The organism is Proteiniphilum saccharofermentans (genome assembly GCF_900095135.1).
GTDB lineage: Bacteria > Bacteroidota > Bacteroidia > Bacteroidales > Dysgonomonadaceae > Proteiniphilum > Proteiniphilum saccharofermentans.
Window position 1 is genome coordinate 1,818,577 of record NZ_LT605205.1, and the last position, 12,367, is coordinate 1,830,943.

General features: G+C 44.5%; 9 protein-coding genes. 8 read left to right on the forward strand and 1 reads right to left on the reverse strand.

Annotated elements, in window-relative coordinates; all coding sequences use genetic code 11:
* Positions 1–73 precede the first annotated feature (73 nt).
* From PSM36_RS17320 to PSM36_RS07035, 4 genes are all read left to right on the forward strand, one after another.
* Entirely contained in the window at positions 74–253 is a 180-nt protein-coding gene (locus PSM36_RS17320) for a hypothetical protein (protein ID WP_154670977.1), read from the forward strand.
* A 478-nt stretch (positions 254–731) separates the two neighbouring features.
* Complete coding sequence (locus PSM36_RS07025; protein WP_076930149.1) at positions 732–1,175, forward strand: helix-turn-helix domain-containing protein; 444 nt, start codon at positions 732–734, stop codon at positions 1,173–1,175.
* A 501-nt stretch (positions 1,176–1,676) separates the two neighbouring features.
* Entirely contained in the window at positions 1,677–2,279 is a 603-nt protein-coding gene (locus PSM36_RS07030) for a DUF6088 family protein (RefSeq protein WP_076930153.1), read from the forward strand.
* Positions 2,276–3,283, forward strand: a complete 1,008-nt coding sequence (locus PSM36_RS07035; protein ID WP_076930155.1) for a nucleotidyl transferase AbiEii/AbiGii toxin family protein — start codon at positions 2,276–2,278, stop codon at positions 3,281–3,283. The genes PSM36_RS07030 and PSM36_RS07035 overlap by 4 nt, the downstream gene beginning before the upstream one ends.
* A gap of 383 nt (positions 3,284–3,666) precedes the next feature.
* Here the strand turns inward: PSM36_RS07035 and PSM36_RS07040 are convergent, their stop codons facing one another.
* Positions 3,667–6,954, reverse strand: a complete 3,288-nt coding sequence (locus PSM36_RS07040) for a S41 family peptidase (protein ID WP_076930158.1) — start codon at positions 6,952–6,954, stop codon at positions 3,667–3,669.
* A 171-nt stretch (positions 6,955–7,125) separates the two neighbouring features.
* On the opposite strand from PSM36_RS07040, the gene PSM36_RS07045 reads away from it, so the two are divergent.
* The 4 genes from PSM36_RS07045 to PSM36_RS07060 all read left to right on the forward strand — a co-directional run bounded on the left by PSM36_RS07045 (position 7,126) and on the right by PSM36_RS07060 (position 12,245).
* Positions 7,126–9,069 (forward strand): biotin/lipoyl-containing protein, encoded by a 1,944-nt coding sequence (locus PSM36_RS07045; protein WP_076930162.1) that lies wholly within the window; start codon positions 7,126–7,128, stop codon positions 9,067–9,069.
* A gap of 109 nt (positions 9,070–9,178) precedes the next feature.
* A complete protein-coding gene (locus PSM36_RS07050; RefSeq protein ID WP_076932111.1) occupies positions 9,179–9,733 on the forward strand; it encodes a LemA family protein in 555 nt (184 codons plus the stop codon).
* Positions 9,733–11,496 (forward strand): DUF2207 domain-containing protein, encoded by a 1,764-nt coding sequence (locus tag PSM36_RS07055; RefSeq protein ID WP_076930165.1) that lies wholly within the window; start codon positions 9,733–9,735, stop codon positions 11,494–11,496. Before PSM36_RS07050 ends, PSM36_RS07055 begins: the two co-directional genes overlap by 1 nt.
* Positions 11,497–11,687: 191 nt before the next feature.
* Positions 11,688–12,245, forward strand: a complete 558-nt coding sequence (locus tag PSM36_RS07060; protein WP_161947553.1) for a GNAT family N-acetyltransferase — start codon at positions 11,688–11,690, stop codon at positions 12,243–12,245.
* Positions 12,246–12,367: the final 122 nt, after the last annotated feature.

Below are 12,367 nucleotides of genomic sequence, written 5' to 3' on the forward strand. Positions count from 1 at the left end.
AACCGATTAATTATATATTTCAATGATATTCAGCATATTATAGCCCGTAATCATCATTACGTCTGTATAAGCTATGTATTTACCCGCCGACGGTGGATTTGATCCGTTACAAACGGCAAATGCCTTGTCGGCGTTTATTGAAAAATTAAACGGTTATTTCCGGCTAAAGCCGGCTGAGAGAGGAGAGAGTTTGCAGAGAACTGAAACCCGGTGCGGTAACGGGCAATCGTGCGGGCGAAGTATAGATTTTTGATTACAGAGTAAGACAGCCGATAGCCGGATTTCTGAAATCTTATCCCTTATACACTCTGATGTATATATGCGGGGATATAAAAAGAGGCGCGGACGATTGTCGTTATTCCAATCACTAGGCTCCGCAAGGGCCTCATCTCGAGAATAAGACAATGTCCACGCCCTTATTGCTAAGGGCGCTTCCATTCTTTGGCCTCGAGATTTGAATTTTGCGGATTCGTTATGAAGACCAAAAAAGCGCTATATTATTTCGTACCGTAGTTTTACGACACAAAGATAATAATTCGATTTAAATGCTGTTATGTTTTCATATCCTTTTTTTTAGAGAATTTTAATTATTCGACAAAGATATGGATATGCAAGTCGTATGAAGAATATAGGGCGTTCGTATTTATTAATTTGGGATTCGTATTTATTACAAAGAAAAATTTTGACTATCTTTGAAGATATTATATAAAACCCTATAAAAATGTACTGGCATGGAAACAGTTGAACAAAGATCAAGGAATAAAAATACGCATCATGGGCACGCCGTCAAACGTTTCCGGACTACGTTGGGGAAAAAACAGGAAGCGCTGGCCGCCGATATGGGAATCAGTCAGACGCTTGTCTCTTTTTACGAGAAAAAACAGGTAATTGAGGATGAGATGATTGATAAATTTGCCAAAGCGTTGAACGTAGCCCCTGAACTGATCAAGGAACTCGAAGAAGATCCGGTAACTTATATCATTGAAAACAATACATTTGAAGAGGGAAGCGTAAGCAATATAGCATCCACAAGTGAAAATTGTACTTACACGTATAATGCAATTGAACAATTTCTCGAACTGACCAAGGAAAAAACCGCTCTGTATGAACGGATGCTCGAACTGGAGAAAGAAAAAAGTGCCCTTTTGGAACAGTTGTTAAAAGACCGGAAATAGTCAACAAAAAGATTATATCTCACTTACCGACATAGTTATAAGCCAAGTGGCCCGGGAAATAACCTCCATGGGATAACCCGAATACAACTAAAGACCTATATAACTATTCAAAAGACAAATAACCATGGCATACGAAATGAACAAAATACAATCACATTTAGAGATACTATCAGGATGTAAAGGCATTGAAGAAAGAGTCCTCTACATTCTTCTTGCATACAAATTTACTCTTTTTCCATAGAGGGTTCCAATGTATGGTAGCGGTCGAAATCTTATGTTGTGCACAACATAACAATTCATATGTTGCGTAGCCATTTATGTTGGTATCCAATCCTAACCTATTGTCTGTAAGTATTCTATTCATTTTCAACACAACATAAATTTTGACTGCAAAAAATAATATATTCGTTATAGACTATCTAAGAGGGAAAGTATAGAGAGATGGTTTTACTTTGCCACAAATTTGTTATATATTTGTGGCAAAGTAAAACTTAGCTAATTATGCAAAGTACTTATAATGAAATAAAACAAAAAATAGAATCTGCTGAACGTGGCACTCTTTTCTTTCCGGATGATTTTGCGGCAATAGGCACGTCTGATGCCATCAGATCCGCACTGGTCCGTTTATGCCGTTCTGATATTCTTGTTCGTGTGGCGCACGGCATTTATTATTATCCGAAGATTGATACTAAATGGGGAAGCGGGATCATACCCCCCGGCATTGAGGAGATAGCCAATGGGATAGCCAAACGGGACAAAGTGAGAATAGCTCCGACGGGGGCGTATGTTCTTAATTTGTTGGGACTATCTACTCAAGTACCGGCCAATGCGGTATTCATCACGGACGGTTCACCCCGTCGGGTTACTATCGGTAAAGGAAAAGGTATTTTGTTCAAACATACCTCCGAAATGCGTAATTTCGCTTATCAATCACGTTTGATGATGCTGATCGTTACCGCCATGCGTGAAATCGGAGAAGGAAATGTAACAGATATTCAAATGGGAATTATCAAATCCCACCTAAGGAACGTGCCTACCGATGAAATAAAAAAGGATATTCAGTTAGCTCCTGCCTGGGTGCGTAAAAAATTATTGGAAGAATGAAATACATAGACTTATCAAAAAAAGACCAACAGGATATTATACAAAGGGTGCAAGCTGAAAACGGACTAAACGGGCAAATCATTGAAAAGGATTGGTGGGTGACAACCGTTTTGCGTGCTTTGTTTTCATTACCTTACAGGGAACATTGCTCTTTCAAGGGAGGTACTTCGCTTAGTAAATGCTGGGGGCTGATCCGTAGATTCTCGGAAGATGCGGATATAGCTATCGACCGTGAATATTTAGGGTTCAGTGGCAAATTGTCTAAAACACAAATCAGTGACAAGCTCCGGCGTGCTTCCTGCACTTTTGTCAGGGAGAAATTGCAATATGATTTAGGTGAAAGGTTAGTAGAAATCGGTGTCGATAAAAGTAAGTTTACTATTCACGTGAATATCACTCCGGTTACGACGACAGATCCGGAGATTATCGAAGTGGAATATTCCTCAGTCTTTGAAGATAAAATGCCTTATATCCGTCATAAAGTACTTGTTGAAGTTAGCGGGAGATCAATGAGTGAGCCCGTTGTTCCTGTCCTTCTCAATTCATTCATAGATAAAGTGTTCACTGACGCGCCATTTAGTGAAGCGGAGTTTGAAGTAAGGGCGGTTGTTCCTCAACGTACATTCTTGGAAAAAGTGTTCCTACTGCATGAAGAGTTTTCCAAATCCTACGATTTGATGCGGACGGAACGTATGTCACGTCATTTATACGATATTGTACAAATAATGAATACTCAGATAGCGGAAGAGGCTTTGACAGATGAAAGACTGTATCGCTCAGTTATTGAACATCGCCGGATATTTATCGGGTTGAAAGATTTTGATTATTCAACATTACTCCCCAAAAGTATTCGAATTGTTCCTCCTGCCCATATTATAGAAGCATGGCGAAAAGATTACGCCACAATGCAGGAAACAATGATTTATGGCGAATCTCTGCCTTTTGAGGATATGATAGAAAAAATACGGATTTTAAATGAAAGAATCTGCGAATTATCTTACTAAAAAGATTATATTCACTTACTTTTACGTAGTTTAGTTATGTTGTGTAAGGAATGAGGTGTACTGATAAATAGGAAGTTGATAAAACAAGCTAACATAAATGGTTGTATTGGTATATTACTATGTAAAAGTGCTGATAGTGCCGTGGTAGAATACGTTTTTCTCACTTTCCAACCATTGGGAAGGATTAAAAGAAATCGCCGCAGCTTTAGGAGTAACCATAGAAGGATTAAAGAAATACAGTGAGGAAACGGTTCTGTATAATGAGTTGACAGCCCGTGGCGAACCAATACCGTACGATAGATAACAGATAAGTATAAAACCAGGGAACAAAGGAACTATCGCTTTGTTCCCTGGTTTTATCTTTTATATTTAACATGCAAAACCTATTCGATCTCCACCTCAATCCATTGGGAACGGTTAGGTGGTGCGGGTACAGTGACCTGAGGACGGGGATTGGTTTTGAGTTCTTCAAGCAGTACCTCTACCGCTTTCTCAATAGAGGGATCGTTTCCTTTGGCCAGTTCTTCGGGGCGGTCAATCACCTCTATATCGGGATAGACGCCAATACCTTCGATAATCCATTCACCGGTTTGATCGTAGATACCGAAGCGGGGAACGGAGATATAGCCGCCGTCCACTAAGCGGGCGTTACCGGAGATACCAACCAGTCCGCCCCAGGTGCGGGTACCGATCAACTTGCCTTCTCCGGTTTTACGGAAGAAGTAAGGGAAAGCGTCACCGCCGGAAGAGGAATAGCCATTGATAAGCATTGCCTTGGGTCCGTCATGTGCGATACCGGGCGTTTTCATCGGTTGTGGCAATCCGTTACGGTGCCAGTAAACTAAGGTGCGACGGTTAAGCAGGTCGATCATCCTGTCGGGGATAAAGCCACCGCCATTGTACCGGTCATCGATGATAAGCGCCTCTTTATGATGGTAGGCATACATCCCCCTGAAAAGTTCGCGATTGCCTTCGACAGCCGTATTGGGTACATGAATGTAGCCGATCTTGCCGCCGGAGAGACGGTCGACCATTTCCCTGCGTTGATTCACCCAGTCCATATATCTTAGCTCCTGTTCGCTTGTGATAGTTTTAACGTTATAGCTTTTTGCTCCCGAAGCCGAGGGGCTGTTGTTGACTGTCAGTTCGATATGCCGGTCGCCCATATTCTCGAGCAGTTCATAAGGATTTTGCGCAGTGGTCAGCTCCTGCCCGTTGATGCGGATGATATAGTCACCTTCTTTTACGTTAATGCCACTTTCCGTAAGAGGAGATCGACGGCTTTCGTTCCAGTTTTCGCCGGGATATATTTTCCGTATCTTGTATCGGCCGGTGGAAAGGTCAGCTTCTAATTCTGCACCCAATAGTCCTCCATTGATATGGTCTACCCGTGCGATATCACCCCAGTCGACATATGCATGGCCTGTATTGGTCTCGCTCACTATTTCGTTGAGGATATAGTCGAGATCGAATCGGCTGGGTACGTAAGGAAGCAATGCTCCGTAACTTTTCCGAATACCTTTCCAGTCCACGCCATGCAGATTATTCACGTAAAAGTAGTCACGAAAAATACGGAATGCATCGGCATAGATCTGATTCCATTCGGCACGGGGATCGATTTTCATATTGAGGTTGTCAAGATTGATCGTACCTGTGCCGGCAGCTTGTCCTGTCTGATTTTTTGCTACACCGTAGTTATTACCCCGGCGATAAATAAACGATTTTCCATCTGCCGCAAGGATGCCGTAACCAGTCTCGTCAAGGATATCTTCAGCTTTTTCTTCGTTGATATTGTAACGCATGATCTTATTTCCGGTGGCATACAGGAGCCCCTCTTCTACAGCACCAATGATGCGATAGTTGCCGGGTTGCAGGGGTAACGCCTGTATCCGGTTTCGTGCGTTATCTATATCTATCTTTACTTTTATCTCTTCCGACAATTTACTATCACTATCTCTATCTTTTTCTTTTGCAGTACTTTTTATCCCGTTTTTTTTCGCATTATCGTCTTTCTCCCCACCATAGGGTTCCTTGTCTTCTTTGTAGGGAGTGAGGGTTGTGCCGTCATCACGTAGTGGAAGGGAATAGATACGGGTAGCGTTGTTATAAAGATAATCGAACTCGAAACTGCTGAAAGCGAGGTTGAAGTCGCGATTGGAGAGGAAAAAGAGGAATTTTCCATCGCGGCTGAATACCGGGTTACTGTCGGAAAAAGTGGCATCGGTAAGTTGATACTTACGGCCACTGGAAAGCTGATATACCCAGAGTGCAGATTGGTAGTTGGGAGATGATTTGCTATAGGCTATCCAGTCACCATCGGGAGAGAAGGAGTAATCTCTGATCTCTTCTGCAGTCGCTTCGTCGATAGCGGTCTGCCTGCCAGTGGCGACATCCACCAGCCATAGCTTCATAGTGCGGTCGCTGTAGAGGAGGTGTGTGCTGCGTGGCGACCATTCGGCCGTATGCTTCCAGGCTGCGGAGCCGTGGGTGACTTGTCGTGGGGTTGCTCCTTCCTTATTTTCGAGTATGTAGAGTTCGTACTCTCCGGTCGCGTCGGAGTAGTAGGCAATCTGTTTACCGTCGGGCGACCATACGGGAGAGATTTCACGGATACCTTGAGTATTGGTAAGATTTCGTATTTCTCCTTTTTCTACGGGTACGCTGTAGATATCGCCGCGAGCCTCGAAAAGTGCCCGTTTGCCGGAGGGTGAGAGACTATAACTGCCAATAAATTCCTTTACATTTTTGAAATAGGGTTGCAGATTGGGATTGTCGTAATGGATGGCTACGGTTATCTTACGGCTGCTGCCGGATGCAAGATCGAGCACATAGAGATAACCTCCGTTTTCATAGACCAACTTGCCATTACGGCCGGAGGGCCACATCACATCAAAGTCGCTATGGCGTGTAATTTGCTCATTTTCGCCGGTAGTTACGTTATGGCGCCAGATATTAAGGCGCGTATCGCGGTCGGAAGCATAAAAGATATTATTGCCGTGCCATACGGGCCACTGGTCGGAACCGGTCCATTGAGTGATCTGTTGTGAATGGTCGTTTGACAGGTCGTATGTCCACAGGTCTGTGGCGCGTCCTCCCTTATAACGTTTCCAGGTGCGGAACTCGCGGTCGACCGGGGTGAAGCAGAGTTGTGATCCGTCGGGTGAAAAGGTGGCGAACCCACCGTTGACGATGGGAAGCGGTTCCTCAAATCCGCCGTCGATACTGACGGTGAAGTAACGTCCGTTACGGTCGCCGAAACTCGTGCGATTGGCCCGGAAGAGGATATGTTTGCTATCGGGTGTCCAGTCGAGCACAACGTTATCGAATCCACCCCTCGGCGGCATTTCTCCTACCGGGTTGTAGAAGGTGAGTTGCCGCGCGGTACCTCCCCCGGATGGCATTACCCATATCTGTCGACTTCCTGAATATTCGGCTGAGAAAGCGATCCATTTGCCATCGGGTGAGATCTTGGGGAACAACTCGATACCGCGGTGTGAGGTAATTCTTTTTGCGGAACCACCATTGGCATTTACTGTCCAGATATCACCTGCATAAACAAATGCGACCAGGTTTCCGTTGATGTCGGGATAGCGCATCATCCGTGCGTCATCCATTGCCGAAGCCTGTAAGAAAAACAGGCTTGACAGGATCAGAGTAGTGAGTTTTCTCATAAATATAAATTTGTTATTTTGAGGTCAAATTTACAGCTTTTTTTCGAGAAATTCTTTGTTTTCAGTTATTCGGTCAAATTATGGAAATTTTTCCATAATTAAAGTAGGAAGTGAGTTATTATTGTTATACTTTTGCAGTGTATAACCTATTTAATAGAAAAAACCACTAGTATGACACAAAAACTTTTAATCAGAGATCTCACGTTACGTGACGGTCAGCAATCGGCTTTTGCCACGCGGATGAACCAATTGCAAGTCGACAGAGTATTACCTTACTACAAGGATGCCAATTTTTATGCCATGGAAGTATGGGGAGGTGCTGTGCCTGACTCGGTAATGCGTTTCTTGAATGAAAACCCCTGGGACAGGTTGGAGAAGATCCATCAGGTTGTTGGGGGAGTCTCTAAATTGACCGCTCTTTCGCGCGGACGGAACTTGTACGGCTATGTCCCTTATCCCGATGAAATTATCGACGGATTTTTTAAAAATGCTGTAGCTTCGGGGTTGGATATCATGCGTATTTTTGATGCTTTGAACGATGTGGACAATATAGAATCGAGTGTAGCGTCGATCAGGAAATATGGAGGTATGGCTGATTGTGCCGTATGTTACACCATAGATCCGAAATATGATGAGGCTCCTTCTCCCGAAAAGAAGAAAAGAGGATTATTTGGTTTTCTTTCCCGGAAGCAAGAAACCGGACATTCCTCCCATACACCCATTTTTACGGATGAATACTTTTTGAATAAAGCAAAAGAGATGCTTGCCCTGGGTGCCGATATGATTACCATAAAAGACATGAGCGGTTTGATCCCACCTTCACGGGTAGCCACACTAATACCTTTGTTTAAGGAACAACTGAAGGTGCCTGTTGATTTCCATACCCATTGTACGCCGGGATTTGGACTGGGAGCCGTACTCACTGCCATCATCCATGGGGCGGATATCGTAGATACCGTTATCTGGAATTTCGCAGGCGGGCCGGCAGCCCCGGCTATTGAATTGATTTATATTTTCTGTAAGAGACTGGGGATTGAGCTGGATGTGGATATGGAGGCTGTGGCGAAGATCAATGAAAAATTGTTTGATATCCGGAAGGAATTGGAAGCATATGATGCCGTAAAACAGTTCCCCAAGCCATTCAATCCATTGACCGATACCCTTCCGGTTGAAATCGACAAGAAGTTTGATCTGGCTATTGAAGCGGTCAAACGTAATGATGAAATGGCATTGCTGGATGCCTGCCATGCTATTGAAGCCTATTTCAATTTTCCAAAACCTGACGAACGTGTCAAAGAGGCGGAAATTCCCGGAGGGATGTACACTAACATGGTCGCACAGTTGAAACAGGTCAATTCGCTCGATATCCTTCCTGAGGCGATGAAACTGATCCCCAGTGTCCGTCTTGACGCAGGACTGCCACCACTGGTAACGCCCACCAGCCAGATTGTGGGAGTACAGGCTGTGAGCTCGGCGTTGAACCTGAAGAACGGCCGCCCCAAATATGCCAATCCTTCCAATCAGTTTGTAGCACTTGTAAAGGGAGAATACGGAAAAACACCTGTTCCGGTAGATCCGGAATTCCGGTTACAAGTTGCCGGTACACGGGAAGAAGTCCCTTATGATACTTCTACTTATAAACGTCAGGAAAACCCCGTTCTGGAAGGATATGGAGGCGTCTCTCTTGCAAAAGATGAGAAAGAAGAACTTCTGCTGGAATTATTTCCCGCTGTTGCCGCAAATTACCTGAAAGGACAACGGCAAAAAGAGTGGGAGAATGCACAGGTTGAAAATCACATGCCGGAACAAGAGGGGGGAGCACTTCTTGGCCAGGTTATCCCGCATACGCCCGAAAATGAGGGTGTGCAGGTACAGAGAGCCGATGACACTCAATCTCCCAAAGGATATTGCGTAATGTGTCCGATGCCGGGTAATATTCTTCAGATTATGGTGAAAGAGGGTGACAGGGTGGAAAAAGGTGATGATCTTCTTGTGCTCGAAGCCATGAAAATGGAGAACGATATTGCATCGGAAACCTCAGGAACCGTACATCATATTTTCGTTCACCAGGGGGATACAGTAATGGAAGGGATGCCACTGGTAGAGATCATCTGATCAGGGGTAATCAAACCTGTTATGCTGAAAATATATTTGCTGTTCATTTTGAGAGCAGCAAATATATTGTATCTTTATGCCGTTTTCAATTCAAATAAAAGGTACAGATATGGGAATTTTATTGGTTATTCTTGCACTGGTTGTCATAGCGCTGCTTTGGGGCGTATCAATCTATAACAAACTGGTGAAATTACGTACAATGGTGGAAGAGGCGTGGAGTGGTATCAACGTGCAGTTGAAGAAACGGCATGACCTGATCCCCAACCTGGTGGAAACAGTAAAAGGGTATGCCACCCATGAGAAAGACACCTTCGAACGGGTTACTCAGGCGCGGGCAAACGCTATGCAGGCTGGTGATATAAAATCGCAGGAAGCCGCAGAAAATAACCTGAATGCTGCGTTGATCCGGCTGTTGGCTGTCGCAGAGCAGTATCCCGAACTGAAAGCCAATCAGAACTTCCTGCAGTTACAGGATCAGCTGAGTGTGATTGAGTCGGATATCGAAAAATCGAGACGATATTATAACGGGACGGTGCGGGAGAAGAATATCGTGATCGATTCATTCCCGAGCAATATCATAGCCGGTATGTTTAACTTCACCAAATCACTCTTTTTCGAACTTGATAACGAGGCAGAAAAAGAGGTTCCCCGGATACAATTCTGATGCGGTCACTTATCTCCTCTCTTTTGCTGCTCTTTTCCTTCACTGTACTGGTAGCACAGGAGGAAAAGGTGTACACGTTCCATTCCGATATCAACGTGGATAGTTCGGGTGTCATCACTGTGCGTGAACATATCCGTATCTACGCCCGGGGAGATCTCTTTAAACGGGGCATCACCCGTTCGCTGCCGCTGACAAGGCGGGATAGGGAAGGAAACCGGATAAAGATGGAGTATGAGATCACCGAAGTGCGGCAGGATGGCAATCCCGTCGGGTTTTTTACCGAGACCGGAGGTGGAGACATGACCATTTATGTGGGTGAAAGAGATGTATTGCTGCAGCCCGGATTTTACTCCTATGAAATTGTATATGAAACAGTGGGACAGGTCGGCTTCTTTGACGAGTACGATGAACTGAGCTGGAACGTGAACGGTGAATCTGATCGCACCATCGATTCAGTGAGTGCTGTAGTGCATTTGCCGGAAAAGGCGGAGATACTGAGCTACCGGTGTTATGCCGGTGCTTACGGGTCTACTGAAAGTAATTGTGTGGCGGAAAACAGGGCGGATGGTTCGCTCTTTATCGGCACCGTCGATTTGCCGCCACAGGAAATGCTGACCCTCTCGGTCGGATTCACTAAAGGAGCGGTGCGGCAACCTCCGTCCGTCCAACCGCGGAAACTGACCTTCTTCGATAAAAATGGACTGGCAGTAGTGAGTATCATTACTGTCATATTGCTTTTCTTCTACTATATCCATACCTGGCGCCGATTTGGCATCGATCCGCCCAAGCCGGTCGTTATCCCTCAATTCACACCTCCGGACGGGCTCTCGCCCGCAAGTGTGGGGATGCTGTACAAAGGGTGGTACCTGGACGACCTTGTTACTACTTCCATCGTAAATCTTTCTGTGAAGGGCTATATCTTTATAGAAGAAGTGATCAGGAAAAAGGGGTTATTCGGCATACGGCAGGATAGATGCTATTCGCTTACCATGAAGAAAAAGGACGATGCAACCCTTCCACCTGAAGAGCGGGTGGTAATGCAGTACCTGTTCTCATCAGGCGATAATTTTTATCTGGATGGGAAGTATAATAGAAGTATTGAAAATATGATGCAGGCTTATCGGAAAAGTCTGAATCATCAATATGGGGCGGTCCTGAGAGAAGGACGCAATCTGAAATTCCATATTATTCCCTGGCTTGTGATGATCGCCTATCTGTTTATCCTTATCTATTTCGCAAATGAAAATCTGATTGGTTTCCGGGTGAATAAAATGGCGCTTTATATAACACTCCCACTGATGGTGGTCGCGTATCCGGTGTATGCCTGGCTGATCGTGCGCCCCGGGGAGCGAAAATTACATTATCGCTCTTCTATAGAGGGATTGAAGATGTACCTTGATTTTGCCGAAGAAAAACAATTGCAGTTTTTTAATCCTCCGTCAGTGACACCGGCCGTTTTTGAGCAATTGCTCCCTTATGCGATTGCCCTGGATATGGAGAAAGTGTGGGGTGAGAAGTTTGAGAAAACCTTCCTTTCGGCCTCCATGCAACCTGACTCTTACCGTCCCGCATGGTATGGCGGTACATACATTAACCCTGCGGCTTTTGGCCATGCACTCAACAGTACGCTTTCCAATACGGTGAATCATGCGGCTATACCACCGAAATCCTCTTCATCAGGAGGTGGAAACTGGAGCAGCGGTTCATTTGGTGGTGGCTTCTCCGGTATGGGTGGCGGCGGTGGCCGTGTTGGCGGCTGGTAAAGGAAGGGAGTGCCCGGGTGGTTAAGTGATTAAGTGCCCGGTACCTGAATATCTAAGTGGTTAAGTTAAGTGTCGCCAATTTTTGAACATCCCTCATTTTAATTTGTTGAATAATAAAGTTCATTACGAAGGGAAAACCGATGTATCTTGTGTCGGGAAGTTCTCTCTTTTACGGCTGGTTTAAAAAGAATATGGACAGTATTAAAGGGACAGTTGAGATCTATGATCTGGATGAATACAATTATCCTAAGTTCAGAGGCCAACTGATAGGGCTTTATCTGCATGCCTTTACAACCGGGGATTATAGCCAGCATATTGACCGTGAAACGGTGGAAGTTACATTGGATGATATACTGCAAGACGGATCCGGTTGTATGGCATTCGTCGGTAATCGGCTTGTGGGATTGCTTGCCGCTTTCCCTTTAAAAAGAGATCCCGATTTTCCTGCTGATACGTGTCGTGATATCCCGGTAGGAGAAGCAATCTATATAGCGGAGGTAATGGTGCATGCTGATTATCGGGGGCGGAGGATCGCTTCGAAGATGCTGAATACCTACTTACAAGAAAAGTCGGAGAATTATTCCTATGCCGTGATTCGGGTATGGGAGAAAAACATGCCGGCACTGGAACTTTATAAAAAGTTGGGATTCCTCCCTGTTGCCACAATTTCACAGCAGAAATTGAGTGCCAACAAAGAGGAATTTGTAATGAATAAATTATATCTGGCGGTTAAGATAATTGACAATTGACAATTGAAAATGGATAATGAAGAATGAAAAATGAAGAATGAAAAATGAAAAGGGATTTGTTGATTTAATGATTTTTGATTTTTGAATCTTTAAATCTTTAAATCTTTGAATCTTTGAATCTT

Excerpts from the sequence above, each read along its gene's own strand:
- PSM36_RS07035 (WP_076930155.1), top strand. The coding sequence starts at position 2,276 with ATGAAATACATAGACTTATCAAAAAAAGACCAACAGGATATTATACAA.
- PSM36_RS07025 (WP_076930149.1), top strand. The coding sequence starts at position 732 with ATGGAAACAGTTGAACAAAGATCAAGGAATAAAAATACGCATCATGGG.
- PSM36_RS07040 (WP_076930158.1), bottom strand. The coding sequence starts at position 6,954 with ATGAGAAAACTCACTACTCTGATCCTGTCAAGCCTGTTTTTCTTACAG.
- PSM36_RS07050 (WP_076932111.1), top strand. The coding sequence starts at position 9,179 with ATGGGAATTTTATTGGTTATTCTTGCACTGGTTGTCATAGCGCTGCTT.
- PSM36_RS07045 (WP_076930162.1), top strand. The coding sequence starts at position 7,126 with ATGACACAAAAACTTTTAATCAGAGATCTCACGTTACGTGACGGTCAG.
- PSM36_RS07060 (WP_161947553.1), top strand. The coding sequence starts at position 11,688 with ATGGACAGTATTAAAGGGACAGTTGAGATCTATGATCTGGATGAATAC.
- PSM36_RS07055 (WP_076930165.1), top strand. The coding sequence starts at position 9,733 with ATGCGGTCACTTATCTCCTCTCTTTTGCTGCTCTTTTCCTTCACTGTA.
- PSM36_RS07030 (WP_076930153.1), top strand. The coding sequence starts at position 1,677 with ATGCAAAGTACTTATAATGAAATAAAACAAAAAATAGAATCTGCTGAA.
- PSM36_RS17320 (WP_154670977.1), top strand. The coding sequence starts at position 74 with ATGTATTTACCCGCCGACGGTGGATTTGATCCGTTACAAACGGCAAAT.